Below are 26,140 nucleotides of genomic sequence, written 5' to 3'. Positions count from 1 at the left end.
GTCGAAGGGGCAGCGCCCCTGGGGATGGGAATGGGTAGGGGCGGCGGGGGCGAGAAAACAGCCCGGCCGAGCCACACCCGAGCCGCACCCACAACCGAAAACCAGAGAGGTTGATCCGACGTGCAAGACGACCTGATCGCCCGGGCCAACGCCTGGCTCACCGAGGACCCGGACCCCGAGACCCGCGACGAACTCGCCAAGCTCATCGAGGCACACGACGTCACGGAACTCACCGCCCGCTTCTCCGGCACCCTCCAGTTCGGCACCGCCGGCCTGAGAGGCGAACTCGGCGCCGGCCCGATGCGCATGAACCGCTCCGTCGTCATCCGCGCCGCCGCCGGCCTCGCCGCGTACCTCAAGAAGCAGGGGCACGAGAACGGCCTGGTCGTCATCGGCTACGACGCCCGCCACAAGTCCATCGACTTCGCCCGCGACACCGCCGCCGTGATGACCGGCGCCGGCCTCCGCGCCGCCGTCCTCCCCCGCCCCCTCCCCACCCCCGTCCTCGCCTACGCCATAAGGCACCTCGGCGCGGTCGCCGGCGTGGAGGTCACCGCCAGTCACAACCCGCCCCGCGACAACGGCTACAAGGTCTACCTCGGCGACGGCTCCCAGATCGTCCCGCCCGCCGACACCGAGATCGCCGACGAGATCGCCGCGATCCCGAGCCTGACCACGGTGGACCGCCCCACGGAGGGCTGGCAGACCCTGGACGACGCGGTCCTGGACGCGTACTTCGCCCGCACCGACGCCGTCCTCTCCCCCGACTCCCCCCGCACGGCCCGCACCGTCTACACGGCGATGCACGGCGTCGGCAAGGACGTCGTCCTCGCAGCCTTCGCCCGCGCCGGCTTCCCCGCCCCCGTCCTGGTCGCCGAACAGGCCGACCCGGACCCCGACTTCCCCACCGTCTCCTTCCCCAACCCGGAGGAGCCGGGCGCGATGGACCTGGCCTTCGCCAAGGCCCGCGAGACCGCCCCGGACCTGGTCATCGCCAACGACCCGGACGCCGACCGCTGCGCCGTGGCCGTCAAGGACGGCGAGGACTGGCGCATGCTGCGCGGCGACGAGGTCGGCGCACTCCTCGCCGCCCACCTGGTGGCCCGCGGGGCGCGAGGCACCTTCGCGGAGTCGATCGTCTCCTCCTCCCTCCTCGGCCGCATCGCCGAGAAGGCGGGCCTGCCCTACGAGGAGACCCTCACCGGCTTCAAGTGGATCGCCCGGGTCGAGGGCCTGCGCTACGGCTACGAGGAGGCCCTCGGCTACTGCGTCGACCCGGAGGGCGTGCGCGACAAGGACGGCATCACCGCGGCCCTCCTGATCACCGAGCTGGCCTCCGTCCTCAAGGCCGAGAACCGCACCCTCCTCGACCTCCTCGACGACATCGCCGTGGAGCACGGCCTGCACGCCACCGACCAGCTCTCGGTCCGCGTCCAGGACCTGTCGGTCATCGCGAACGCGATGCGCCGCCTGCGCGACCAGCCCCCCACGGAGCTGGCCGGTCTGCCCGTCACCAGGGCCGAGGACCTCACCCAGGGCACGGACACCCTCCCGCCCACCGACGGCCTGCGCTACACCCTCACCGGCGCCCGCGTCATCGTCCGCCCGAGCGGCACGGAGCCCAAGCTGAAGTGCTACCTGGAGGTCGTCGTCCCCGTCACGGCGCACGCCGACCTCCCGGCCGCCCGTGCGAAGGCCACCGAGCTGCTCGCCGCCATCAAGCGGGACCTCTCGGCAGCCGCCGGGATCTGAGGCCCAGCCGTCGAGGCACGTGCGGCGGGCGTCCGGCACCGCACGTGCCCCCCGCCCCGACGGCCGTCAGGCTCTCCGGCGTCCTCCCGGGCACGCCGGAGGGTCACCGAAAGCCATGAGACGCTTCCCCTCCGCCATATCGTGCAGCCATGGTGCGCGTCGGCTTCCCGAAGACCGGTCGAGCAGGTTCGGGGGCGGCCACGAGGCAGTCCCTCGCGCCGCTTCTGGCCGTCTGTGCGGGGTACTTCATGGTCATCCTCGATGTGACCATCGTCAACGTCGCCGTTCCCGCGGTGGGACGGGACCTGTCGGCCTCACTCACCGGAATCCAGTGGATCACGGACGGGTACACCCTCTCCTTCGCCGGCCTGCTTCTCACCGGCGGTACGCTCGGGGACCGGCTGGGCAACCGCCGGATCTTCTGCACCGGCGTCGTGGTGTTCACCGCGGCCTCGGCCGGCTGCGCCCTCGCCCCCAACACCGCAACCCTGGTGGTAACCCGGCTCGTGGAAGGGGCCGGCGCCGCACTGATCGTGCCCGGCTCCCTCGCTCTCCTCCAGCAGGAGTACGCGTCAACGGCAGAGCGCGCCCGCGCCTTCGGGCTGTGGGGCTCCATGGCCGGCATCGCGGCCTCCGCAGGCCCCCTTCTGGGCGGACTGCTGGTCACCACCATGGGCTGGCGGTGGGTGTTCTTCATCAACCTGCCCGTCGGGGGCGCCTGTCTGCTGCTGACGCTACGGCATGTGGCGCGCTCCCCCCGGCGCATCGAGCGTCCGGTGGACTGGCCGGCCCAGTTCGCGATCGTCACGGCCGTCGCCCTGCTGACCGCCGTCCTGAACGAGGCCGGGCGACTGGGCTGGACGGCCCCTGCACTTCTCACCGGGGCCGGACTGTGCGTATCGGCGGCCGCCGCGTTTGTGCTGCGTGAGCGCTCGGCCCGCGCGCCCGTGCTGCCTCTGTGGCTGCTGCGGTCGCGCGCGATGAGCGGCGGGGCGGCCATCGGCCTGCTGTTCAACTTCGCCTTCTACGGCATGATCTTCACCGCGAGTCTGTATTTCCAGCACCATCGCGACCTGACCGCGCTGCAAACCGGTATCGCGCTCTTCCCCGCGGTCGCCATGACGATGTTCGCCTCGGTGCTGTCCGGACGAATCGCCCGCCGCACCGGGCACCGACCGCTGGTGATCACCGGCATGCTGCTCGGAGCGAGCGGCCTTGCCGGATGGGCCGCCGTCGGCTCCCATCCGGTCTACCTGCTGCTTGTGGCGCCGATGGCGGCGGTCGGCTTCGGCACGTCCTTCGCCCTCACCGGCTCCACCGCAACCGTGATGTCGGCCTCACCCGAGGGGTACTCCGGTACCGCCTCCGCCTTCTTCAACACCACCCGCCAGGTCGGCAGCGCCGCGGGCATCGCCCTGGGGGGTTCGCTGCTGGCCTCCACCGCGGACTTCGTCACCGGCCTGCGCACCAGCCTGGCCATCGGCGCTGCCGCTTATCTGATCGCGGCCGCCCTCGCAGCATTCTGCGTCCCACGCAAGGAGCAGGTCTGATCCTGTCGTGTGCTGCGAGCGGCAGCGGTGGCCGGAGCGGCGTACTGCGGCGCGTCCATGGCCCTGGTGCGGCCCAGCGCGCCCCGAGCCCACCCGCCGGCGGCCGACCCGGCGAACAGAGGCGGCGGCGCTGAGCCCGCCCACCGCGTCGGCTCAGTCCACCGCCAGCAGGATCGCCAGCACCACGGCCCCCGCGGCCGTCGGCCCCAGGATCTCCCAGGACCAGCGCACGCTCACCTCGCCCTGGGCGCTCTCCGCTCCGGCCCGGTCCTCCTGCAGTTGCCGCAGCTCGTCCATGACCTTGTCGGTCGCGGCCCGCATCGGCCCCTCCGGCGGAGCCCCACGCCGAGTGCCGCCCCCGAGGCCGCCGGCGCGCCCGCGCACGTCCCGCCCCTCGGCCCGTTCCGCCGCCGCCCGGGCCTCCTGCCGCGCCGCGCGCTTGCGCGCCCGCAGGGAGACCGGGACGGACCACAGCTGGAACTTCCGCCCGTCCTCGGTGAACACCTCGTTCGAGTAGCCGGACCGCAGCCCGGCGACCTGCCCCCAGGGCACGACGATCACACGGAACGGGTTGCGCACCCGCAGCCGGTCCTGGCCCGCGTACACCGCGGGCCGCAGCGTGAAAGCCACCACCAGCGGCACGACCAGGATCATCCCGGCCAGCGCCAGCCACGGCGTGCGCCCGTCCCCCGTGACGAGCGCGTCGATACCGAGCCACCCCATGATGGCGAGCAGCACCACACCACCCGCGATCCCCGCGGACGACCGGTACACCCGGTCCTGGAACTCGGGCTCCGAGGGCTGCGGCGCGGGTGACTGGTTGTCCGGGGTCGTCATGGCTCAGATTCTGCCGCATCCCAAACCTGAGAACGCCGGGCCCCCGGTCCGACCATTCAGGGGCGCGGGGCCGTACAGATTTGCGGCTCCGCCCGTGGGCGCGACCAGCCACAGAGCACCCGCACCCGCCCACGAATCAGCATCCACCCTGTACAGCCGCTACGCGCGTAGATATGCTCGTCTGGTGACCATGCCCACTGCACCCGCACCCACAGCCGAAGCCGTCGGAGACATCACCGCGTCCGACAGCACGCTGCGCCGCTTCCTCCACGGGCTGCCCGGCGTCGACGCGGTCGGCCTGGAGGCGCGCGCCGCCTCCCTCGGCACCCGTTCCATCAAGACCACCGCGAAGGCGTACGCCATCGACCTCGCCATCTCGATGGTCGACCTGACGACGCTGGAAGGCGCGGACACCCCGGGCAAGGTCCGGGCGCTCGGCGCGAAGGCGGTCCACCCCGATCCCACCGACCGTACGACCCCGACCACGGCCGCGGTCTGCGTCTATCCCGACATGGTGGCCGTCGCGAAGGAGGCCGTCGCCGGTTCGGGCGTGAAGGTCGCCTCGGTCGCCACCGCCTTCCCGGCCGGCCGCGCCGCCCTCGACGTGAAGCTGGCCGACGTCCGTGACGCCGTCGCCGCGGGCGCCGACGAGATCGACATGGTCATCGACCGCGGCGCGTTCCTCGCGGGCAAGTACCTGAAGGTGTACGACGAGATCGTCGCCGTGAAGGAGGCGTGCGGCACAGCGGCCCGCCTGAAGGTCATCTTCGAGACCGGCGAGCTGTCGACGTACGACAACATCCGCCGTGCGAGCTGGCTCGGCATGCTGGCGGGCGCCGACTTCATCAAGACCTCGACGGGCAAGGTGGCGGTCAACGCGACCCCCGCCAACACCCTCCTCATGCTGGAGGCCGTCCGCGACTTCCGCGCGCAGACCGGGGTACAGGTCGGGGTGAAGCCGGCGGGCGGCATCCGCACGACCAAGGACGCGATCAAGTTCCTGGTCCTGGTGAACGAGACGGCCGGTGCGGACTGGCTGGACAACCACTGGTTCCGCTTCGGCGCCTCCTCGCTCCTGAACGACCTGCTGATGCAGCGTCAGAAGCTGGCCACCGGCCGCTACTCCGGCCCCGACTACGTGACGGTGGACTGATCCATCATGACTTTTGAGTACGCGCCGGCACCCGAGTCCCGCTCGGTCGTCGACATCGCCCCGTCCTACGGCCTGTTCATCGACGGTGAGTTCACCGAGGCGGCCGACGGCAAGGTCTTCAAGAGCGTCAGCCCCTCCACCGAGGAGGTGCTGTCCGAGGTCGCGCAGGCCGGCGAGGCCGACGTCGACCGCGCGGTCAAGGCCGCCCGCAAGGCGTTCGAGAAGTGGTCGGCGCTGCCCGGCTCCGAGCGCGCGAAGTACCTGTTCCGCATCGCCCGCATCATCCAGGAGCGCAGCCGCGAGCTCGCCGTCCTCGAGACCCTGGACAACGGCAAGCCGATCAAGGAGACCCGCGACGCCGACCTCCCCCTGGTCGCCGCGCACTTCTTCTACTACGCGGGCTGGGCGGACAAGCTCGACCACGCGGGCTTCGGACCGTCACCGAAGCCCCTCGGTGTGGCCGGCCAGGTCATCCCCTGGAACTTCCCCCTCCTGATGCTGGCGTGGAAGATCGCCCCGGCCCTGGCGACCGGCAACACGGTCGTCCTGAAGCCGGCGGAGACCACTCCCCTGTCGGCTCTCTTCTTCGCGGACATCTGCCGTCAGGCGGGCCTGCCCAAGGGCGTCGTCAACATCCTCCCGGGCTACGGCGACACGGGCGCCGCGCTCGTCGCGCACCCGGACGTCGACAAGGTCGCCTTCACCGGCTCCACGGCCGTCGGCAAGGAGATCGCGCGCACGGTCGCGGGCACCCGCAAGAAGCTCACGCTCGAACTGGGCGGCAAGGGCGCCAACATCGTCTTCGACGACGCCCCGATCGACCAGGCCGTCGAGGGCATCGTCAACGGCATCTTCTTCAACCAGGGCCAGGTGTGCTGCGCGGGCAGCCGCCTGCTGGTCCAGGAGTCGATCCAGGACGAGCTGCTGGACTCCCTGAAGCGCCGCCTGTCCACGCTCCGCCTCGGCGACCCGCTGGACAAGAACACGGACATCGGCGCGATCAACTCCGCCGAGCAGCTGGCCCGCATCACCTCGCTCGTCGAGCAGGGCGAGGCGGAGGGCGGCGAGCGCTGGTCGCCGTCCTGCGACATCCCGTCCGCGGGCTACTGGTTCGCCCCGACGCTCTTCACGAACGTCACCCAGGCGCACACCATCGCCCGCGACGAGATCTTCGGCCCGGTCCTCTCCGTCCTCAGCTTCCGCACGCCGGACGAGGCGGTGGCCAAGGCCAACAACAGCCAGTACGGCCTCTCCGCCGGGATCTGGACGGAGAAGGGCTCGCGGATCCTCGCCGTGGCGAGCAAGCTGCGCGCGGGCGTCATCTGGTCCAACACGTTCAACAAGTTCGACCCGACCTCGCCGTTCGGCGGCTACAAGGAGTCGGGCTTCGGCCGCGAGGGCGGCCGCCACGGCCTGGAGGCGTACCTCGCCCCGTCGAGCCCGGAGGGCGAGCGATGAAAAACACAGTTGACGCGACCCGACTCTCCGTCTTCAAGACCTACAAGCTGTACGTCGGGGGCAAGTTCCCCCGCTCCGAAAGCGGCCGGGTGTACGAAGTGACCGACGCAAAGGGCAACTGGCTGGCCAACGCGCCCCTCTCCTCCCGCAAGGACGCCCGTGACGCGGTGGTCGCCGCCCGCAAGGCGTTCGGGGCCTGGTCGGGCGCCACGGCGTACAACCGCGGCCAGATCCTCTACCGCATCGCGGAGATGCTGGAGGGCCGCCGCGACCAGTTCGTGCGTGAGGTCGCCGACGCGGAGGGCCTGTCCAAGTCCAAGGCCGCCGCCCAGGTGGACGCGGCGATCGACCGCTGGGTCTGGTACGCGGGCTGGACGGACAAGATCGCCCAGGTGGTGGGCGGCGCCAACCCGGTCGCGGGCCCGTACTTCAACCTCTCCTCCCCCGAGCCGACGGGCGTGGTGGCGGTCCTGGCCCCCCAGGAGTCGTCGTTCCTCGGCCTGGTCTCGGTGGTCGCCCCGGTGATCGCGACCGGCAACACGGCGATCGTGATCGCGAGCGAGAAGTCCCCCCTCCCGGCCCTCTCCCTGGGCGAGGTCCTGGCCACCTCCGACCTTCCGGGCGGCGTGGTCAACGTCCTCTCCGGCCGCACGGCCGAGATCGCGACCCCACTGGCCGCGCACCAGGACGTCAACGCGATCGACCTCACCGGCGCGGACGACACCCTCGCGAAGGACCTGGAGATCGCCGCGGCCGACAACCTGAAGCGCGTCCTGCGTCCACAGCCTGTGGACTACACGGAGGCGCCGGGCATCGACCGGATGACGGCCTTCCTGGAGACGAAGACGGTCTGGCACCCGACGGGCTCGCTGGGCGCGTCCGGCTCGTCGTACTGACCCGCACATGAGCCAGAGGGCCGCGCCTCCTCTCCGTCCTGAGGGGCGCGGCCCTCTGGGCAACGGGCTGACTATCCCAACGCAGTCCGCGTCTCGCCTCCGTGCCGTGTGACGCGCGGCCGGCAGTCGACTTTGACCGTCCCCCTGCTGAATGCCTTCTCAGGGTTGAGACCGGACAACGCCGCATTGACCTTCTGCAGGTGCTTCAGCCAGGCCGGTGACGTGAACCTGTGCAGCACCATGTGAGTGGAGAGTTCGATGAGCTCGGACGGTACAGAGGGCGGATCCTGACTGGCCACCATTACGGACATGCCCTTGTGTCGCATCTCGCGCACGCTGGACACGAGTCCCGTCACCAAGTCGCCGCTGTCGGCGTACTTGTGCGCCTCGGCGTCGCTCTTCTAGGTATCGTCGGAGCGCAGGTCCACGATGATGAGACGGCCTGGCCGCGCAAGTTCCTTAATAGACATATTCCTCGGGAACCAGCAGCACTGCATCGGACAGACCGGCGGGCTGCGCCCCGTACCGGGCGGTGCAGGGCATCCCGCTGCCCCGCGTCGTCGTTGGCGTGAATCATGCTCAAGAACTCGGGCTCGTACACCGAGGTTTCGCTGTAATGGAAGACGATGCTCGCCAAGGGGCCCGCCAGCCGGTTGACTCCTGGCACTCTCGGTGCAGTACGCGCAGCAGGGTCTCGCACAGGAAGCCGCCGGTACCGCAGCAGGGGTCGAGGACGGTCTCGTCCAGCTTCGGATCGAGCAGCTCGACCATGAAGCGGGTCGCGACGTTCGGGGTGAAGTACTGACCCCTGTCGCGCTGTCACCCAGGCGCCACCGACGAGGCTATCCCGGGAAACGACAGGCGTTCCTTCCGTTCCGACGGAACACTCAGCCCCCGGTACGGCACGCCCGAGCTGCGTTTAATGTGGTCAAATAAATTGCGCACAAGAGTAATCTTCTGCCACCATGTGCGCATGGTTGAGATCGCCATCAGCGCCGCCCGCGCCCAGCTCGGCGACTTGGTCCGTCGCGCCGCCCACGGTCGCGAGACCATCGCCCTCACCGACCACGGGCACGTGGCCGCACTCCTCGTCTCACCGCAGGTGATAGAGGACCTCGAAGACGCCCTGGCCCTGGCCGAGTATCAGTTGAACAAGGAGCGCGGAACGCTGGGTCCGGGCATCCCGCACGAGGAAGTCGGCAGGATGCTGGGGCTGCGTAAGTGACCTACGAGATCATCTGGGAACCGCGCGCCACCAATGCGGCCGTGCGGTTCCTCAAGGACGACCCGGCCGGACTGGCCGCCGTCTATGAAGCCGTGGATGCCCTGGCCACCCAGCCCCGACCCCACGGGTCGATCCCCTACGGATCACAAGACATCCGCCGCCTGCACGTCGGTGCATACCGCGTGCTGTACATCATCGACGACGACGTGATCCGCATCTTGGTCACCCACCTCGGCCGCACCGCCTGACCCCAGGCCAGCCACGAGAGCCGCGCCCATCCCTCCCAGGATGGGCGCGGCTCTCCTCATGCCGTCAACGGTCAGCCGCCCAGCGCCCCCGCAGCCTCCCCCACCACCGGCATGGTCCCGATCGACTGTGCCTGGGCGATCGGCCCCGTCAGCTCCCGGGACGTCAGGGGCTGGAAGTCGGCGAGTTGGGTGCTGACGCCGTTGTCCAGGGGGTCGACGCCCGTGTCGGCCAGGGGGTTGGGCTTGAGGCTGGTGAGGGTGCCGGTCGCGTGGGGGAGGCCCGCGGTCAGGCCCTGGAGGCCGGTCTGGGGGTCGATGCGGCCCAGGGAGGCGGTGTTGGTGTGCACCGGTTCGCCGGCGTGCACCAGGTCCGCCGCCGTCGCGGTGCCGGCGCCCGCGCCGAGGGCGGCTGACGCGGTGGCGAGGGCGGCCAGGACGCGTCGGCCGGTGGCGGTGTGGGGGGAGTTGTGACGGGCCATTGCTGCTGCACCTCTGGTTTCGTCGCGGAAAGTAATCAGCTCGACGCAGAGGGTAGTTGAGATGTGACGCGCGCTTCAAAGCCGACCCGCGGGGTCGTTGACCGGCCCGTCCATGCCTCACACTGGTGACCCGTGAGTTCCCATCCGCCCATACCCACGCGAGTCGTGCTGCTCTGCGGCCCTTCCGGCTCCGGCAAGTCCCTCCTCGCCGCCCGCTCGGGCCTTCCGGTCCTGCGGCTCGACGACTTCTACAAGGAGGGCGACGACCCCACGCTGCCGCAGGTGGCGGGGAGCTCCGACATCGACTGGGACCACCCCGACTCCTGGGACGCGGACACGGCGATCACCGCGATCACCGACCTGTGCCGCACGGGCCGTACGAACGTGCCCGTCTACGACATCTCGCTCAGCGCCCGCACCGGCGAGGACGCGGTCGACATCGGGCGGACCCCGCTGTTCATCGCGGAGGGCATCTTCGCCGCGGAGATCGTGGAGCGCTGCCGCGAACTGGGCGTGCTGGCCGACGCGCTGTGTCTGAGCCGCGGCCCGGTCAAGACGTTCCGCCGCCGCTTCGTGCGTGACCTGAAGGAGGGGCGCAAGTCGGTCCCGTTCCTGCTGCGCCGCGGCTGGCGGCTGATGCGCCTGGAGCGGTCGATCATCTCCCGGCAGACCTCGCTGGGCGCGTACGCCTGTGACCGTGACGAGGCGATGGGACGGCTGGCGGCCGCGGCGGCGGGCCGCTGCGTCCAGCAGGCCAGGACCTCGGCGTAACCGCTTCCGCGCACCTCGGCGCCGTAGCGCACGAAAGCGGGACTGGACGGACCCCCCGGCCCTCCAGCCCCGCTTCCTCGGTGCTCCCCCGAGATCACCGATTCCCCCGCGGATCCCTCGTTTCCCCCGTGGATCCCCCCGGATCCCGGTGCTTCCCCCGTCCCCCGGTCACGGCTCCCCCGTGGCCGCTTCCCCCGTGACCCTCAGGCGACAAGCTCCCCGAAGGCGCTCTGCTCGTCACGGCCGAAGCTGAGGACCTCGTCCTCGCGCAGCCGGCGGAGCGACCGCCAGATGCTGGACTTCACCGTGCCGACACTGATGCCGAGGATGTCCGCGATCTCCGGGTCGGTGCGGCCCTCGTAGTAGCGCAGGACCAGCATCGTCCGCTGGAGTTCGGGCAGTCGGGCCAGCGCCTGCCACAGGACCGCGCGCAGCTCGGTGCCGCGCATCGCGTCCGTGTCGCCGGGCGTCTCCGGCAGCTCCTCGGTCGGGTATTCGTTCAGCTTGCGGCGGCGCCACGCGCTGATGTGCAGGTTCGTCATGGTGCGACGCAGGTATCCGCCGACGGCGGCCTTGTCGCTGATCCGGTCCCACGCCTTGTACGTCGAGAACAGCGCGCTCTGCAGCAGGTCCTCGGCCTCGAAGCGGTCGCCGGTGAGGTGGTAGGCGGTGGCGTACAGGGAGGCGCGGCGCTCCTGGACGTAGGCGGTAAACGCCGCTTCGGCATCTACAGTCTCGGTCAGCGAGCGACGCCGCTCCCCCGAGTCCTCCCTGTACGCGGCTCCCCCGTGAGCCCCCGTGTTGGCGTCGACCGCCGTCATGTAACCGGCGGTGTGATGACGCCCGGTGCCGCGAGCGCACCCCCGCCCTCCCCCACGCTCGAATGCGCTCGCGCGGGAGGGACCCCCATCGGCACCGGACTTCTCGGAACCCCGGTGCACGTCGTGCAGACGCGTGACCACTGCGCTGGTGCTCATGCCGTGCAGCGTGTTCATCTCGCGGCCCCCCGTCGTGGACTTCCGGTGTTCGGCTTGGTGTTCGGCTTGCTGTGTTGCCTGTGCCAAAGAGACTGCCGGGGCCACTTCATGGCCGTGTCAGCCGACTGTCACAGACCTGTCACAGGGGTCCGTCACAGGAACAGCACGGCGTCAGCACAGGTCGGGGCGGTACAAGCCGATCCATCCGCCCCACAGGTCGATCGGAAGCGCCCCATGGGCCAGAATGAGCCCGTGCCTTCCCTGTTGCTGATCGAGGACGACGACGCCATCCGAACGGCCCTGGAGCTCTCACTGACGCGCCAGGGACACCGCGTGGCGACCGCTGCGAGCGGTGAGGACGGTCTGAAGCTGCTGCGCGAACAGCGCCCGGACCTGATCGTTTTGGACGTGATGCTGCCCGGAATCGACGGCTTCGAGGTGTGCCGGCGCATCCGGCGCACCGACCAGCTGCCGATCATCCTGCTGACCGCGCGCAGCGACGACATCGACGTGGTGGTCGGGCTGGAGTCCGGCGCCGACGACTATGTGGTCAAGCCGGTGCAGGGGCGGGTCCTGGACGCGCGGATCCGGGCCGTGCTGCGGCGCGGGGAGCGCGAGTCGAACGACTCGGCGACCTTCGGCAACGTGGTGATCGACCGGGCCGCGATGACGGTGACGAAGAACGGGCAGGATCTGCAGCTCACGCCGACCGAGCTGCGGCTGCTGCTGGAGCTGTCCCGGCGGCCGGGTCAGGCGCTGTCCCGCCAGCAGCTGCTGCGGCTGGTGTGGGAGCACGACTACCTCGGTGACTCCCGGCTGGTGGACGCGTGTGTCCAGCGGCTGCGCGCGAAGGTGGAGGACGTGCCGTCGTCCCCGACGCTGATCCGTACCGTGCGTGGTGTCGGCTACCGCCTGGACGCGCCTCAGTGACAGATCAGCAAGGGGGGGTCCGCGGCGGGTCCGCGGCCCGTGAGGACAGTACTCGTCAGGACGGCAAGGGACATCTGTCGCATCTGTCGCGGCTGCGTTTCACCAGCCTGCGGCTGCGACTGGTGGTGGTGTTCGGGCTGGTCGCGCTGACCGCCGCGGTCTCCGCGTCCGGCATCGCGTACTGGCTCAACCGGGAGGCCGTGCTCACCCGTACCCAGGGCGCGGTGCTGCGGGACTTCCAGCAGGAGATGCAGAACCGGGCGGGTTCGCTGCCCGAGTACCCCAGCCAGGACGAACTGCAGCACACCGCCGGGCAGATGGCCAACAGCAGCCAGCGTTTCAGCGTGCTGCTGGTCGCCGTCGACGGTGACGGCAGGACCGTGTACGGCAACTCGGGCGGGCTGAGCGGGTTCTCGCTGGACGACGTGCCCGAGTCGCTGCGCACGGCGGTCAACGAGGAGCAGCCGCTGACCGGCGGCAACAAGTCGCCGTACCACCTGTACTGGCAGCGGGTCGTCGACGACGGCACGCCGTATCTGGTCGCCGGGACGAGGGTGATCGGTGGCGGGCCGACCGGCTATATGCGCAAGTCGCTGGAACCGGAGGCGAAGGACCTCAACTCGCTGGCCTGGTCGCTGGGGATCGCCACCGGGCTCGCGCTGATCGGGGCCGCGCTGCTGGCGCAGGCCGCCGCCACGACCGTACTGAAGCCGGTGCACCGCCTCGGGGTCGCCGCGCGGCGGCTCGGTGAGGGGAAGCTGGACACCCGGCTGCGGGTGTCGGGGACGGATGAACTCGCCGATCTGTCACGCACGTTCAACCTGGCCGCGGAGGCGCTGGAGAAGCGGGTCGCCGACATGGCGGCGCGGGACGAGGCGTCGCGGCGGTTCGTCGCGGACATGAGCCATGAGCTGCGTACGCCGCTGACCGCGATCACCGCCGTCACCGAGGTGCTGGAGGAGGAGCTGGAGGCCGAGACCGGCAGCATGGACCCGATGATCGAGCCGGCGGTCCGGCTGGTCGTCAGCGAGACGCGCAGGCTCAACGACCTCGTCGAGAATCTGATGGAGGTCACCCGCTTCGACGCGGGTACGGCGCGGCTGGTGCTGGACGACGTCGACATCGCCGATCAGATCACCGCCTGTATCGACGCCCGTGCCTGGCTGGACGCGGTGGACCTGGACGCCGAGCGCGGCATCCACGCCAGGATCGACCCGCGCCGCCTCGACGTCGTCCTCGCCAATCTCATCGGCAACGCGCTCAAGCACGGCGGGTCGCCGGTGCGGGTGTCCGTGAGAGAGACCGACGAGGAGGTCGTCATCGCGGTGCGCGACCACGGGCCCGGCATCCCCGAGGACGTGCGGCCGCATGTCTTCGACCGGTTCTACAAGGCGAGCGCCTCCCGGCCGCGTTCCGAGGGCAGCGGGCTCGGCCTGTCCATCGCCCTGGAGAACGCCCATATCCACGGCGGCGAGATCACCGCCGCCAACTCACCCGAGGGCGGTGCGGTGTTCACGCTGCGGCTGCCCAAGGACGCCTCGCCGCTGACCGAACAGCAGCCCGAGCGGCAACCCGAGAAGGAGAAGGGGAACGCCTCGTGACCGGACGGCGACGCCTCATGACCGTACGGCGGCTGCTCGCCGTGGTGGCTCTGCCGGTTCTGCTCGCCGGGTGCGGAATCCGGGCCACCGAGGTGCCGACCGAGTTCGGTCCCGCGCCGTCCCGGGTGCGGTGCGCGCTCTCCGAGCCGGATGTCACGACGCAGTCCACGAAGGGCGTGCCGGCGCAGGTGTTCCTGCTGTGCGGCTCGTCGCTGGTGGCTGTCGACCGGGTGGTGGCGGTGCCGGACGGCGCCTCGGACGTCGCCCGGCGCGGGCTGATCGCGCAGGGGCTGCTGGACCAGCTGGCGCGCACCCCGTCGGCGGCCGAGAAGCAGGCCGGGTACACGACGGACGTGCGGCGCGGAATGACGGTCGGCGGGCCGCGTCCGGGCGACCCGGACGACGCGCTGCGCCTCAGCGCCGCCCCCGGCAGCCTCGCCTCGTACGCCCTGGCGCAGATCGTCTGCACGTTCTCCGACTCGGCGGCCGCCGACGGCGACGGCTCGGTGGTGCTGGGCGGACCCGACTCGGAGCCGCTGCGCCGCTACGAGTGCACGGACGAGGTGCGCTCCCGGCCCGGCACCAAGGAACCGCCGTCCTCGCAGGTCGCCAAGGGGTGACGGGGCGACCGCCCCGGATGTGGCACACACCTCACCCAGGTCAGGGGCCGCCCTGCGGAACCGATCGTCCCGGAAGGGACGTCTAGGGGGGCGTGCAGCGTGAAGGCTCAGGCGGCGGCGACGCCGTGTTCCGCGTCCGTGCCACCGGGGGTGTGCTCCTGGTCGCGCATCTCGTGTTCGTCGCCTGGTACGCGCTGCGGCCCCTGGACGTCCCCTGGATGATGCCCGCCAATCTGCAGCCCTTCGCCGCGATCCGCGCCGATCTGGAGCTGGGCTGGCGGGTGGCGGCGCTGCGGGTCTGCCGGGAGCTGGCGCTGCTGGCCCCGCTGGGTGTGCTGCTGCCGCTGGTGCACGGCAGGCTCCGGGTCTCCCCGCTCGCCTCGCTGGTGCGTACGACGGCGGCGGGCGCCCTGCTGGCACTCACCGTGGAGCTGGTGCAGACCGAGGTGCCGGGGCAGGTCGTGGACGTCGACTCGCTGCTGTTGAGCACGGTGGGTGTCGCTCTGGCACACGCGGCGGTGGTGCCGGCGGCCCGCGCGTGGCTGCGTCGCAGGACCGAGCGCCGGGCGGCGGCCGTGCCGCGCCAGGAGGAGCCGGCTCAGGGTCGCACCCCGACGATTCCCAGGGTCGGGATCGCCCCTTAGAGTGACGCTTCGTCCGGTTCGTCGCCGTAGCGTGGAGTGAGAGATGAGGGGCCGCGAGGGCCGCCTCACGTCCTCGAGACTCACGACTACGCTCGCGAAGGAGCCGCAGATGTCCAGCCTCGCCCGCCCCACGGAAGGCCGCATGATCGGCGGAGTGTGCGCCGCGCTGGCCCGGCGCTTCGGCACCTCCGCGACCACGATGCGGGTGATCTTCCTGCTGTCCTGTCTACTGCCGGGACCGCAGTTCCTGCTCTACATAGCCCTGTGGATCCTGCTGCCGTCGGAGGACAAGGCGCGCACCGCCTGGTGATGCCGTGCGTGTGAACGCCGTTGGGGCGCACCCGATGGCTCGGATGCGCCCCAACGCTGCGTACGGGGAGGGGTCAGAGCGGGAGCCCGTTCAGGCCCGTGCCCTGCGTGGGCAGACCCTGTACCGGCAGAGCCGAGGGCGGGTTCACCGGCAGACCGCCGAGCAGCCCGGAGACCTGGTCACCGGCGGAGAGCGCCTGGTCGGCGACGGGCTGGGCGGCGACCGTGCCCGGCTCGACCACCGGCGCGGCCTGCGTCACCACGTCACCCGCGGGCGCCGGCAGCGTCTGGACGACCGTTTCGACCGGCACCGCCTGGGTCACGGTACCCAGCCCCTGGGCGACGTCCGGGACGGGCGCGGCGTTGGCGGCGCCGGCGCCCGCGGCGGCGAAGGCGGCACCGAGGGCGGCGACACCGAGGGTCCTGGCAGCAGACTGCTTCATGATGAATGCGTCCTCGAATGGGATACGGGGAACTGAGCGGTTCTCGACCGTAAACACGGCACCGCACCCGCCGCAAACATCGAAATGCGGACGGATTGTGAAAGCCCGTCCGCACTCGTGCGTCGAAAGTGCCGACAGCTACCCCTCGCCGCCCACAGAACCGCTGGTGGAGGCGGTCTGCTGGAACAGCCACTCGGACTTCAGCTCGGCATATCCGGGCTTGATGACGTCATTGATCATCGCGAGTCGTTCATCGAAAGGAATGAACGCTGATTTCATCGCATTGACGGAGAACCACTGGAGGTCGTCGAGCGTGTAACCGAACACGTCGACAAGGTGCTCGAATTCCCGGCTCATGCTGGTGCCGGACATCAGCCGGTTGTCGGTGTTGACGGTCGCCCGGAAGTGCAGTCGGCGCAGCAGGCCGATCGGATGCTCGGCGTACGACGCCGCCGCCCCGGTCTGCAGATTGGAGCTGGGGCACAGCTCCAGCGGGATCCGCTTGTCACGGACGTACGAGGCGAGCCGGCCCAGCTTCACGCTGCCGTCGTCGGCGATCTCGATGTCGTCGATGATGCGCACCCCGTGTCCGAGCCGGTCGGCGCCGCACCACTGGAGGGCCTGCCAGATGGACGGCAGGCCGAACGCCTCGCCGGCGTGGATGGTGAAGTGGTTGTTCTCGCGCTTGAGGTACTCGAAGGCGTCCAGGTGCCGGGTGGGCGGGTGGCCGGCCTCGGCGCCGGCGATGTCGAAGCCGACGACGCCCGAGTCGCGGTAGCGGTTGGCGAGTTCGGCGATCTCCAGGGCGCGGGCCGCGTGCCGCATGGCGGTGAGCAGGGCGCCGACACGGATGCGGTGGCCGTTCGCGCGGGCCAGCCGCTCGCCCTCGCGGAAGCCCTCGTTGACGGCCTCGACGACCTCTTCGAGGGTCAGGCCCTTTTCGAGATGCTGTTCGGGGGCGTAGCGCACCTCGGCGTAGACGACGCCGTCCTCGGCGAGGTCCTCGGCGCACTCGCGGGCGACCCGGACCAGCGCGTCCCGGGTCTGCATCACGCCGACGGTGTGCGAGAAGGTCTCCAGATACCGCTCCAGCGAGCCGGAGTCGGCGGCCTCGCGGAACCAGATGCCGAGCTTGTCCGGGTCGGTCTCGGGGAGATGGGTGTACCCGGTGTCCCGGGCCAGGTCGACGACGGTGCCGGGGCGCAGGCCGCCGTCGAGATGGTCGTGCAGCAGAACCTTGGGCGCCCGGCGGATCTGGTCCGAGCTGGGAGTGGCGCCCTTCGCGATGCTCTGGCTCGTCATTTCCGCACTGTAACTCCTACGCGCGTAGAGGTCTGGTCCGGCGCGACGTCGATACGCAAAGGTGACCGCAGGACTGGTCTCGTGCACCCGGCGTTCTGACACTGTTCTGTCATGGCACACGATGCGACGGCGGTTCGGACGGCCCGCCTGGGGAGGGCGATCGGCCCGGAACCGACGGCGGTCAGCGGAGCAGTGCTGCTCCTTCCCGGCGGGGAGGAGTCCTCCACGCGCAGACCGTCCCCGCTGTGGGGCACCGCCTCCGTGCGCGCGCTCGGGCGCCGGCTGGCGCAGGCGGGCCGGCACGAGGGGCTGGCCGTCCACGCGGTGCACTACCGCTACCGAGGGTGGAACGGGAGCGAGGCCGGGCCGGCGGTCGACGCGACCTGGGGTACGGACGAGATCGTCCGGCGCTACGGCGATGTTCCGGTGTGCCTGGTCGGGGTCGACATGGGCGGCCGGGCGGCACTGAGGGCGGGTGGGCACGAGTCCGTCAACTCCGTTCTGGCGATCGCGCCCTGGCTGCCGGAGGAGGATGTGGCGGCGCCACCCGAACCGGTGAAGCAGCTGGTGGGGCGCAGGGTGCTGATGGTGCACGGCACGAACGACCGGCGGACCGATCCCGAGCTGTCCTTCCGGCTGGCGGCCCGGGCGAAGAAGGCGAACCGGGATGTGTGCCGGTTCGAGGTGCACTCCGACGGGCACGGGCTGCGGCAGCACCGGGACGAGGTCCTCGCGCTGGCCGAGGACTTCGTCATGGGGGCACTGTTCGGGCGCGCCTTCTCCCGGCCGGTGATGGACGCTCTGGCGGCACCGCCGCCGCTGGGGCTGCGGATGCCGCTCGCGGCGGGCTTCGGCCGGTCACTGCGGCGCTGACGGCCGCCACCCACCGGATCGCTGCCCCGCGCCACTGACGGCCGCCGTCACAGCGGACCCCTTCCCCGCACAGGACCCCCTTGCGGAGTCTTAGTGAAAATGATTATCGTCTTGGCAACGGGGGCATGTTCATGACTGCTGCCCCTCATCACTCACTGATCCAGGGGAATCACTTGCGCACCTCGACCCGTGCTCTGACCGTTTCCGGCACCATCGCCGCGGCCGCCGCGCTCGCCGGGCTCGCGGCCACTCCGGCGGTCGCCGCCACGGCCCTGTCGTCCGGCCACGTCGACGTCCTCGACGCCGAGTGGGACGGCACCGACCTGCACCTGCACGTCCACGACGAGGAGACCGAGACCGAGTACGAACCGGCGGACGTCACGCTGGACGTGCCCGCCGCCGCCAAGGTCGCCAACCCGGGCTTCGCCTTCCTCGGCACCGGCAGCCAGATCTGGCTGCTGCCCGACGACGAGGCCAAGGCCGACCTGGCCGGGGTGCTCTTCCCGGGCATCTCCACCGAGCACCTGACCACCGGTGTCTTCGCGAACGACAGCGTCACCTACAGACTCGTCGGCGCCACCCGGAACGGTGCCGCCACCGACGACTTCAGCGTCTACGCGGGTGCCGGCAACCGCTGGTACGACAGCAACCCCGCCACCTCCAACTTCAAGTCCCGTTCGTTCGCGGTCGGCACCCACAACCACGCCAACTGGGCCTTCGAGGAGGCCGGCACCTACCAGCTGACGTTCCGGGTCTCCGGGACGGTCGGCGGCGTGACCAAGTCCGCCACCGAGACGTACACCGTCGTCGTCAGCTCGTGATGAGGGCCCTGACGCGCGGCGGCCGCGCATACTCGGCCGCGGTGCTGACCGCGGCGGTCGCGGTACTCGTGGGCGCGGCAGGGCTGGTCGCCGGCGGCAGCGGGGACGCCCGCGCCGCCGGCGGTGCCGTCGTGCTCGACGAGGGCGAGCTGGACCTGACGCCCCGGATGGCCGGCGGAGAACTTCAGTTGCAGATCGACGACCGCAGCGGCGGTACGCCGGTCGTGCGGGAGCCGTCGACGGTGGTCCTGCACACCCCACAGCTGTCCCTGCAGTACACCCCGAACCCGGCCGCCAACGAGCTGGGCACCACCGACCAGGACACCTGGCAGCTCAACGGCTGGGAGTCCACCGACCTCTTCGCGCCCGAGCCCGGCTGGAAGGGCACCGAGGCGGGCGGGGACACCGAGGTGACGCTGTCCGGGTACGAGGGACCCGGCGACTTCGGCATGTTCACGTACACCCAGCAGATGGACTGGTCGGACGAGGCCCCGGACATCCACCTCGGCAGCACCGGCACGGCCCCGCGCTCCTTCACCGTGCCCGGCGACCAGGCACGGTCCCTGCCCATCTGGATGTTCACCGCCGAGGGCGTCTACCGCCTCACCTTCACCGTGACCCGCGGCACCGCCACCGACACCGAGACCCTCGCCGTGGTCGTCGGCGACGACGTCGACCCGGCCGACGTACTGCCCGGCGACGGCTCCACGCCGACCGCGAGCCCGACGGCGACCCCGACGGCCACCGTGAGCGGCAGCCCCACTCCCACCGCCCCGGCGGCGCATGTCATCGCCAAGGGCCACGTCGACCTGGCGGCCCGCAAGGTCGACGGCGGCCTGGAGTTCCAGATCAAGGAAGGCGGCTCGCAGCGGTACGACTGGTACGAACCGGGCGAGGTCGTCTTCCATGTGACCCCGGTCGCCCGCCGGAAGATCCCGACGGGGTACGACTTCCTCGGCACCCCCGGTGACCCGGTGTGGTGGCTGCCGATGAGCCAGCACCCGGACATCGTGTGGCCCGGCTGGTCCACCACGGACTGGCAGAAGAGCGAGATCGACGGCAGGTTCACCTACCGGCTCGACTCCGTACAGGGCCCCGGCACCGTCGCGCTGTTCGGCGACGGCTCGCTGGGCGGCACCGACATCCACATGAACAGCGGTGACGGACTGCCCGACGCCATGACCATCAACGCGGACACGCACCGGCACACGTACTGGGCCTTCACCGCGGAGGGCGTCTACCGCACCAGGTGGACCTGGAGCGCCACCCTCGCCGACGGCACGCAGGTCAGCGACACCGAGACCATCGCCTGGGTCGTCGGCGACGACACCGACCCGTCGACCGTGACGCCGGGCGAGGGCGACGAGCCGACGGCCGCACCGACCGCCACGGCGTCCGCGTCCGCATCACCCTCCGTGTCGGCCTCCCCGTCGGAGTCGGCGACGGCGGCACCGACCGTATCGGCGACCGCGTCGCCCACGGCGAGCACGTCGGCCCCCGGCACCGGCGCCGACCCCGGGTCCGGCTCCGGCTCCGGCGTCTCGGGCGGCAACGGCACGGGCCCGTCGTCCGGCGCGCTCGCCTCCACCGGCGCGCAGGTCGCCACGCTCGCCGGGACGGCCGCGCTCGCGGTGCTGCTCGGCGCCGGCGCGGTGTTCCTCGTACAGGCACGTCGGCGCCGTGGCGAGCTCTGAGAAATCCGCCGACATGTTCGAGAGAAGGAGGAGCCCCATGCGGGGCCACCCCAGTCGTACCGCCGCCCTGCTCGCCGGCGCCTGTGTCCTGCTCGCCGGGTGCGGTGCCGACCGGCAGAGCGCGTCCGACGCCGAGTTGACCGTGTCGACGACCACCGCCATCATCGCCGATCTGGTCGAACAGGTCGGCGGCGACCGTGTCGACGTCACCTCGATCGTCCCGCACCACGGCGACCCGCACTCGTACGAGCCGAGCCCCGGGGACGCGGCGAAGGTCGCCCGCGCGGACCTGGTCTTCGGCAACGGGCTGCTGCTCGAGGAACCGGGGATCATGAAGATGGTCCACAGCAACGCGCGCAGGTCGACGCCGGTCGTCGAGATCGCCGACAAGCTGGAGCAGCACGGCGGCAAGGTGATCGAGCTGGAGGAGGACCTCGGGCTCGATGTGCTGTGGCTGGGCTGGGCGGTCGAGGGCGAGGTCGCCGGGGAGGGATCCCAGGTCCGTACGAACGCGGTGAGGTTGGAGGGGCCCGGCGAGCTGCGCGTGTACCTCACCGACACGCTCGGGCGGCCGAAGGTGTACGTCGACTCGGCCGACGGGCTCGACGCGAAGGACTCCTTCGCGCTGCCGCCCGAGGCGCACACGCACGTCAACTGGGCGTTCAGCGCGCCGGGTACGTACCGGCTGACCGTGACCGGGCGGACGGAGACCCTGGACGGGCAGGCCGGGCCCCAACTGGGGACCGGTACCTTCACGTTCACCGTCGGGGACGCCACCGAGAAGCCGGCCGGAGCCGCTCGCGTGCTCGACGGCGGCCATGCCGACGTCGCGCTCGACGCGGGCAGCGGGGACGTGTACGTACGGGCCGACGAGGACGGCAAGCGGACCCGGCTCGCGGCCGGGGACGTCGTCCTGAACGTGCCCGACCGGGCGAAGGAGTCGGTGCCCGACGACCCGGCGTACGGATTCCTCGGGAAGGCCGGGGACGCGCTGTGGGTGCTGCCGCAGGCCGTCGTCGGCAAGCACGTCCACGGCGATCTCGACCCGCACGCCTGGGAGGACGTCGCCAACGCGCAGGCGTACGTGCGCCGGATCGAGGCCGAGCTGACCAAGGCGGACCCGGCGGGGAAGGCGACGTACGAGAAGAACGCGAAGGCGTATCTGAAGACGCTCGGCGCCCTCGACGAGGAGGTCGGGGCGAAGCTCGCGACGATTCCCCGGGCCAACCGGAAACTGATCACCACGCATGACGCCTTCGGCTACCTCGCCGACGCGTACGGCATGGAGATCGCCGGGTTCGTGGTGCCCACGCCCGGTCAGGAGCCGAGCGCCGCCGAGGTCGAGGAGCTCGGCGACACCATCCGGGAGAAGAAGGTCCCGGCCGTGTTCCTCGAACCCAACCTCGCCTCACGCGCCGACGTGCTGCGCCGCGTCGCCGAGGACGAGGGGGTGGGGGTCTGCACGATCTACGGCGACTCCTTCGACGACAAGGTCCACGACTACGTGGCGATGATGCGGCACAACGCGACCGAGCTCGCCAAGTGCCTGGGAGGTAATGCCTGATGAGGGCGGTACAGGGGGCGGGAGCGGCGGCCTTGGTCGTCGCCGCCGTGGTGGCGACGAGCGCGGTCGCGGTCGCGCGGGAGTCGTCCGGTCCCGATCGGCTGGGCCGTATCGCCTATGCCGACGGGGCGTTGACCCTCGACTCCGGCGACGGCTCCGGTCAAGTGATCGAGGTCGGGGCGGCCGGCACCGTCGTGGACAACGCGCCGGGCTGGGACACCACCGACGTGCCCCTCGGCGCGCTCGCCGGGGACACCGTGCGCTGGTCGCTGACCGGGGTGGACGGACCCGGGGACGTGCGCGTGTACGGGGAGGGTGAGGTACCGGTCGGTCAACAGGGCGACGCCCGCTGGGAGTTCACCGAGCCGGGCGTCTACCGGGTGATCTTCTCGGCCGACGCGGTGGCCGCGCGGGACGGGCGGGAGCTGTCCGTGGGGACGGTGTACACGGTACGGGTCGGAGGTGCGGCGGAGATCCCGGCGCAGACGCCTTCGCCTGCTCCGGCTCCGGCTGCCGAGCAGCGCCGTATGCTCACGGCCGTGCGGCCGCCCGCCGTCGCCGCCGCGGCCGACGACGCGGTGTCCACGCCCGCGACGCTCACCGAGGGTCACCTCGACTTCGCCGCCCGCGTCGTCGGCGGCAGGCTCCAGCTGCATGTCAAGGACGGGACGACAGCCGGGCAGACCGTCTGGCGTGAGCCGTCCTCGCTGCTGCTGAAGGTCGGGGACAAGGCGCGCAACACCCTCCCGGAGGGCGGTCAGTTCGCCTTCCTCGGCAAGCCGGGCGACCCCGTCTGGCTGCTCGACCAGGTGCAGCAGGAGGGGCTGCTGTGGCCCGGCTGGTCCACCGACAACGTGGCGGCGGGCGCGCTGACGGGCGGGGTCGACTTCGCGCTGACCAAGGCCGAGGGGCCGGGCTCGTTCGCGCTGTACTCGTACGACGCGATGTCCGGCGCCACCGTGCTGTTCCACAGCAAGGACGGCGTCCCCGACTCCTTCACCGTCCCGGCCAACACCCATGCGCACGGCGGCTGGGCCTTCACCGCGGAGGGGACGTACCGGCTGACGTTCCGGATGAGCGGCAAGCTCGCCGACGGTACGGCGACCAGCGACACGGAGACGGTGACCTTCCAGGTCGGCAACGCCCGGGGAAGCGGCGGCGACGGTGACGGCAAGGGCGGCACCGGGAGCGGCGGAGGTACGGCCTCCCCGTCCCCGGGCGCGACGGGCGGCCCGTCGGGCGGCGGATCCGGGACCGGCGGTACCGGTGACACGGGTGCTACCGGTGGTACTGGTGGTACCGGTGGGTCTTCCGGACCCACCGGCTCCATGGCCCGCACCGGCGCCGGTGACCCGCTGCTCGTCGGGACGGTCGCGGCCGGGCTGGCGGCCGTGGGCGGCGGGGCCGTGTGGGGCGTACGGCGGCGCAGAGGCCGTACGGCATGAGCGAGGTGCTGGCGGTCGAGGGCGCCTCGGTCGTGCTGGGCGGGCGGGAGGCGTTGCAGGACGCCTCGCTCGTCGTGCGGGGCGGGGAGCTGGTCGGGCTGATCGGGCCCAACGGGGCCGGGAAGACGACCCTGTTGCGGGCGGTGCTCGGGCTGCTGCCGCTCGGCGGCGGCACGGTGGAGACCCGGGCCGCGCTGGGCTACGTGCCCCAACGGCACGAGTTCGCCTGGGACTTCCCCATCGATGTCGCGGGCGCGGTGCTGTCCGGGCGGACGCGGGCGATGGGCTGGCTGCGCCGGCCCCGCCCCGCCGACCGGGCGGCCGCCGAGCGCGCGCTGGAGCTCACCGGCCTGGCCGACCTGCGGCGGCGGCCGGTCGGTGAGCTCTCCGGCGGCCAGCGGCAGCGCGTCCTGGTGGCGCGCGCGCTGGCCGCCGAGCCCCAACTGCTGCTGCTGGACGAGCCGTTCACGGGCGTCGACGTGCCCACCCAGGAACTGCTCAACGAACTGTTCCGGCGGCTGACCGCCGAGGAGGGCAAGGCGCTGCTGATGACGACCCACGACCTGGCGGCCGCCGCGCGGACCTGTCACCGGGTGGTGCTGCTGAACAGGACCGTGGTCGCCGAGGGCGGGCCGGAGCTGCTCGCCGACTCGGAGCGGATGCTGCGGGCGTTCGGGCTGGACCGTGCGGTGGGGGTGGTGGGCGCGTGATCGAGTTTCTCTCCGATCCCTGGCAACTGCCCTTCATGCAGCGGGCGTTCGCCGTGTCGGCGGTCGTCGGGCTGGTGTGCGGGGTGGTCGGGGTGTTCGTGGTGCTGCGCGGGATGGCGTTCATCGGGGACGCGGTGGCGCACTCCGCCTTCCCAGGCGTCGCGCTCGCCTACACGTTCGAGGGCAATCTGCTGCTCGGCGGGGCGGCGGCCGGGATCGTCACCTCGGTGCTGATCGCGTTCGTCTCACAGAACCGGCGGCTGAAGGAGGACACCGTCATCGGGGTGTTCTTCGCGTTCGCGTTCGGGCTGGGGATCGTGCTCGTGTCCACGCGGGACACCTGGACGACCGATCTTTCGTCGTTCCTGTTCGGGCAGGTGCTGGCGGTGTCGGCGGGGGATGTGTGGACCGTGGCCGGGATCGGGGCGGTGCTCGTGGCCGTCGTGCTGGGGCTGCGCAAGGAACTGGTCGCGGTCAGTCTGGACCGGGAGACGGCGCGGGCGATGGGGCTGCCCGTGTTCCGGCTCGACCTCGTGCTGTACGCGGTGGTGACGGCGACGATCGTGATGTCGCTGGAGGCGGTGGGGAATGTGCTGGTGCTGGCGCTGCTCATCACGCCGGCGGCGACCGCGCGCATGCTCACGGAGCGGCTTTGGGCCATGACGGTGCTGGCGTCCGTGATCGGGGGTGCGGGCAGTGTGGCCGGGCTGTATGTGTCGTACGCGTATGACTTGGCGGCGGGGGGCTCCATCGTCGTCGTGCTGACCGGGATGTTCGCGGTGACGTGGCTGTTCGCGCCTCGGCATGGGCTGTTGCTCCGGAGGATGGGGCGGGCGGTTCCGTCAGGTGAGCAAGCTGCCCCTTCTTGAGAGCAGGAACTTCTTGAATGCCGCCACGGGGGGTGTGTCCGGATGGTCGGCCAGCCAGGCGACGCCGATTTCTCGTACCGCTCTCGGGGCTGTGACCGTCAGTTCCACCACTCCCGGGCGGGGAACCGTGGGCGGCGGCAGGAGGGCCACGCCCAGCCCTGCCGCCACCAGTCCCCGCAGTGTCTCCGCCTCCTCCCCCTCGAAGGCGATGCGGGGCTTGAAGCCGGCCTCCTTGCAGAGGTCGTCGGTGATGCGGCGGAGGCCGTAGCCGGGTTCCAGGGTGACGAAGATGTCGTCGGCGGCCTCGGCGAGGCGGATGCGGCGGCGGGTGGCGAGGCGGTGGTCGGCGGGGACGACCAGACGCAGTTTCTGTTCGTCGAGGCGGCGGGCGACGAGGTCGGGGGCGTCGGGGACGGGCGAGGTCAGGCACAGGTCCAGTTCGCCGGCGCGCAGGCGTTCCAGCATCGCCTCGCCGTAGTTCTGCACGAGGCTGAAGCGGACGCGCGGGTGGTCGGCGCGGAAGGCGTGGAGGAGGCCGGGGACGGTCTCCGCGCCCATGGTGTGCAGGAAGCCGAAGGCGACCTTGCCGGTGGCCGGGTCGGCGTCGGCGCGCACCTCGTCGGCGGCTCGCTCCACCTCGGCGAGGGCCCGTTCGACGGAGGTCAGGAAGGTGCGGCCGGCGGGGGTCAGGGACACCGTACGGCCGTGGCGGGCGAAGAGGTCGACGCCCAGGTCCTGTTCCAGGCGGACCATGGCGCGGGACAGGGTGGACTGCGGGACGTTCATCTCCAGGGCGGCCCGGGTGACGTGTTCGTGGCGGGCGACGCCGGCGAAGTAGGCGAGGCGCGGGGCGAGCAGTATCGACATGGCCGCCATGTCTTCTGTGTCACTGGAGCGTGACAGTCGCTCTTCTGACCTCTGCTGATGCACCATGGGAACGATTATGGCGGTTCCGTGCATTGGACGGAT

General features: G+C 71.3%; 26 protein-coding genes and 1 pseudogene. 20 read left to right on the top strand and 7 right to left on the bottom strand.

Annotated elements, in window-relative coordinates:
• Positions 1-120 precede the first annotated feature (120 nt).
• Both ACH5AC_RS01510 and ACH5AC_RS01505 read left to right on the top strand, forming a co-directional pair.
• A complete protein-coding gene (locus tag ACH5AC_RS01510; RefSeq protein ID WP_398859495.1) occupies positions 121-1,752 on the top strand; it encodes a phospho-sugar mutase in 1,632 nt (543 codons plus the stop codon).
• Between the two features lie 149 nt (positions 1,753-1,901).
• Entirely contained in the window at positions 1,902-3,302 is a 1,401-nt protein-coding gene (locus tag ACH5AC_RS01505; RefSeq protein ID WP_398859494.1) for an MFS transporter, read from the top strand.
• A gap of 153 nt (positions 3,303-3,455) precedes the next feature.
• On the opposite strand, the gene ACH5AC_RS01500 is transcribed toward ACH5AC_RS01505, so the two are convergent.
• Positions 3,456-4,139 (bottom strand): PH domain-containing protein, encoded by a 684-nt coding sequence (locus ACH5AC_RS01500; RefSeq protein ID WP_398859493.1) that lies wholly within the window; start codon positions 4,137-4,139, stop codon positions 3,456-3,458.
• 190 nt (positions 4,140-4,329) lie between these two features.
• On the opposite strand from ACH5AC_RS01500, the gene deoC reads away from it, so the two are divergent.
• Genes deoC through ACH5AC_RS01485 form a run of 3 tightly spaced genes read left to right on the top strand, consistent with a single transcriptional unit; the run spans position 4,330 to position 7,646 of the window.
• On the top strand, positions 4,330-5,292 hold the full coding sequence (gene deoC, locus ACH5AC_RS01495) for a deoxyribose-phosphate aldolase (protein WP_398860054.1): 963 nt from the start codon (positions 4,330-4,332) through the stop codon (positions 5,290-5,292).
• Positions 5,293-5,298: 6 nt separating this feature from the next.
• The gene (locus ACH5AC_RS01490) at positions 5,299-6,750 is read left to right on the top strand and encodes an aldehyde dehydrogenase family protein (RefSeq protein ID WP_398859492.1); all 1,452 of its coding nucleotides are present in this window, start codon (positions 5,299-5,301) and stop codon (positions 6,748-6,750) included.
• The gene (locus tag ACH5AC_RS01485) at positions 6,747-7,646 is read left to right on the top strand and encodes an aldehyde dehydrogenase family protein (protein ID WP_398859491.1); all 900 of its coding nucleotides are present in this window, start codon (positions 6,747-6,749) and stop codon (positions 7,644-7,646) included. Before ACH5AC_RS01490 ends, ACH5AC_RS01485 begins: the two co-directional genes overlap by 4 nt.
• 579 nt (positions 7,647-8,225) lie before the next feature.
• Here ACH5AC_RS01485 and ACH5AC_RS01480 read toward each other — a convergent pair.
• A pseudogene (locus ACH5AC_RS01480) lies at positions 8,226-8,447 on the bottom strand (N-6 DNA methylase); the annotation flags it as partial.
• A gap of 172 nt (positions 8,448-8,619) precedes the next feature.
• Here ACH5AC_RS01480 and ACH5AC_RS01475 point away from each other — a divergent pair.
• On the top strand, positions 8,620-8,871 hold the full coding sequence (locus ACH5AC_RS01475; RefSeq protein WP_398859489.1) for a type II toxin-antitoxin system Phd/YefM family antitoxin: 252 nt from the start codon (positions 8,620-8,622) through the stop codon (positions 8,869-8,871).
• Positions 8,868-9,119, top strand: coding sequence for a type II toxin-antitoxin system RelE/ParE family toxin (locus ACH5AC_RS01470; protein WP_398859488.1), 252 nt, complete (start codon positions 8,868-8,870; stop codon positions 9,117-9,119). The genes ACH5AC_RS01475 and ACH5AC_RS01470 overlap by 4 nt, the downstream gene beginning before the upstream one ends.
• 71 nt (positions 9,120-9,190) lie before the next feature.
• Here ACH5AC_RS01470 and ACH5AC_RS01465 read toward each other — a convergent pair whose 3' ends face one another.
• On the bottom strand, positions 9,191-9,598 hold the full coding sequence (locus ACH5AC_RS01465; RefSeq protein ID WP_398859487.1) for a hypothetical protein: 408 nt from the start codon (positions 9,596-9,598) through the stop codon (positions 9,191-9,193).
• Positions 9,599-9,730: 132 nt separating this feature from the next.
• Here ACH5AC_RS01465 and ACH5AC_RS01460 point away from each other — a divergent pair, with 132 nt between their 5' ends.
• A complete protein-coding gene (locus ACH5AC_RS01460) occupies positions 9,731-10,369 on the top strand; it encodes a uridine kinase (RefSeq protein ID WP_398859486.1) in 639 nt (212 codons plus the stop codon).
• Between the two features lie 203 nt (positions 10,370-10,572).
• On the opposite strand, the gene ACH5AC_RS01455 is transcribed toward ACH5AC_RS01460, so the two are convergent.
• Positions 10,573-11,364: a SigE family RNA polymerase sigma factor gene (locus ACH5AC_RS01455; RefSeq protein ID WP_398859485.1), complete on the bottom strand. Its 792-nt coding sequence runs from the start codon at positions 11,362-11,364 to the stop codon at positions 10,573-10,575.
• 234 nt (positions 11,365-11,598) lie between these two features.
• On the opposite strand from ACH5AC_RS01455, the gene afsQ1 reads away from it, so the two are divergent.
• From afsQ1 to ACH5AC_RS01430, 5 genes are all read left to right on the top strand, one after another.
• Complete coding sequence (afsQ1, locus tag ACH5AC_RS01450; protein ID WP_398859483.1) at positions 11,599-12,276, top strand: two-component system response regulator AfsQ1; 678 nt, start codon at positions 11,599-11,601, stop codon at positions 12,274-12,276.
• Positions 12,273-13,877, top strand: a complete 1,605-nt coding sequence (locus ACH5AC_RS01445; protein WP_398859482.1) for an ATP-binding protein — start codon at positions 12,273-12,275, stop codon at positions 13,875-13,877. The genes afsQ1 and ACH5AC_RS01445 overlap by 4 nt, the downstream gene beginning before the upstream one ends.
• 17 nt (positions 13,878-13,894) lie before the next feature.
• Positions 13,895-14,497 carry a hypothetical protein gene (locus ACH5AC_RS01440; protein WP_398860053.1) on the top strand — a complete coding sequence of 201 codons (603 nt, stop codon included), beginning with the start codon at positions 13,895-13,897 and terminating at the stop codon, positions 14,495-14,497.
• A 92-nt stretch (positions 14,498-14,589) separates the two neighbouring features.
• A complete protein-coding gene (locus ACH5AC_RS01435; protein ID WP_398859481.1) occupies positions 14,590-15,141 on the top strand; it encodes a VanZ family protein in 552 nt (183 codons plus the stop codon).
• A gap of 109 nt (positions 15,142-15,250) precedes the next feature.
• On the top strand, positions 15,251-15,451 hold the full coding sequence (locus ACH5AC_RS01430; RefSeq protein WP_398859480.1) for a PspC domain-containing protein: 201 nt from the start codon (positions 15,251-15,253) through the stop codon (positions 15,449-15,451).
• Between the two features lie 73 nt (positions 15,452-15,524).
• Here the strand turns inward: ACH5AC_RS01430 and ACH5AC_RS01425 are convergent, their stop codons facing one another.
• Together ACH5AC_RS01425 and ACH5AC_RS01420 are read right to left on the bottom strand one after the other, a co-directional pair.
• Complete coding sequence (locus tag ACH5AC_RS01425; RefSeq protein WP_398859479.1) at positions 15,525-15,893, bottom strand: ATP-binding protein; 369 nt, start codon at positions 15,891-15,893, stop codon at positions 15,525-15,527.
• A gap of 138 nt (positions 15,894-16,031) precedes the next feature.
• A complete protein-coding gene (locus ACH5AC_RS01420) occupies positions 16,032-17,195 on the bottom strand; it encodes an adenosine deaminase (protein WP_398859478.1) in 1,164 nt (387 codons plus the stop codon).
• Between the two features lie 111 nt (positions 17,196-17,306).
• On the opposite strand from ACH5AC_RS01420, the gene ACH5AC_RS01415 reads away from it, so the two are divergent.
• The 7 genes from ACH5AC_RS01415 (at position 17,307) to ACH5AC_RS01385 (ending at position 25,171) form a co-directional block, all read left to right on the top strand.
• On the top strand, positions 17,307-18,068 hold the full coding sequence (locus ACH5AC_RS01415) for an alpha/beta hydrolase family protein (protein WP_398859477.1): 762 nt from the start codon (positions 17,307-17,309) through the stop codon (positions 18,066-18,068).
• A 173-nt stretch (positions 18,069-18,241) separates the two neighbouring features.
• Complete coding sequence (locus tag ACH5AC_RS01410) at positions 18,242-18,889, top strand: choice-of-anchor M domain-containing protein (protein WP_398859476.1); 648 nt, start codon at positions 18,242-18,244, stop codon at positions 18,887-18,889.
• Complete coding sequence (locus ACH5AC_RS01405; protein WP_398859475.1) at positions 18,889-20,583, top strand: choice-of-anchor M domain-containing protein; 1,695 nt, start codon at positions 18,889-18,891, stop codon at positions 20,581-20,583. The genes ACH5AC_RS01410 and ACH5AC_RS01405 overlap by 1 nt, the downstream gene beginning before the upstream one ends.
• A gap of 37 nt (positions 20,584-20,620) precedes the next feature.
• Positions 20,621-22,147 (top strand): anchored repeat ABC transporter, substrate-binding protein, encoded by a 1,527-nt coding sequence (locus ACH5AC_RS01400; RefSeq protein WP_398859474.1) that lies wholly within the window; start codon positions 20,621-20,623, stop codon positions 22,145-22,147.
• On the top strand, positions 22,147-23,592 hold the full coding sequence (locus tag ACH5AC_RS01395; protein ID WP_398859473.1) for a choice-of-anchor M domain-containing protein: 1,446 nt from the start codon (positions 22,147-22,149) through the stop codon (positions 23,590-23,592). The genes ACH5AC_RS01400 and ACH5AC_RS01395 overlap by 1 nt, the downstream gene beginning before the upstream one ends.
• A complete protein-coding gene (locus ACH5AC_RS01390; protein ID WP_398859472.1) occupies positions 23,589-24,302 on the top strand; it encodes an anchored repeat-type ABC transporter ATP-binding subunit in 714 nt (237 codons plus the stop codon). Before ACH5AC_RS01395 ends, ACH5AC_RS01390 begins: the two co-directional genes overlap by 4 nt.
• Positions 24,299-25,171 (top strand): anchored repeat-type ABC transporter permease subunit, encoded by an 873-nt coding sequence (locus ACH5AC_RS01385; RefSeq protein ID WP_398859470.1) that lies wholly within the window; start codon positions 24,299-24,301, stop codon positions 25,169-25,171. The genes ACH5AC_RS01390 and ACH5AC_RS01385 overlap by 4 nt, the downstream gene beginning before the upstream one ends.
• Here the strand turns inward: ACH5AC_RS01385 and ACH5AC_RS01380 are convergent.
• Positions 25,145-26,104 (bottom strand): LysR substrate-binding domain-containing protein, encoded by a 960-nt coding sequence (locus ACH5AC_RS01380; RefSeq protein WP_398859469.1) that lies wholly within the window; start codon positions 26,102-26,104, stop codon positions 25,145-25,147. The genes ACH5AC_RS01385 and ACH5AC_RS01380 overlap by 27 nt on opposite strands.
• Positions 26,105-26,140 lie beyond the last annotated feature (36 nt).

This window comes from Streptomyces sp. NPDC018693, from assembly GCF_044391385.1.
Taxonomy (GTDB): Bacteria; Actinomycetota; Actinomycetes; order Streptomycetales; family Streptomycetaceae; genus Streptomyces.
This window is presented reverse-complemented; position numbering and strand designations above follow the sequence as displayed.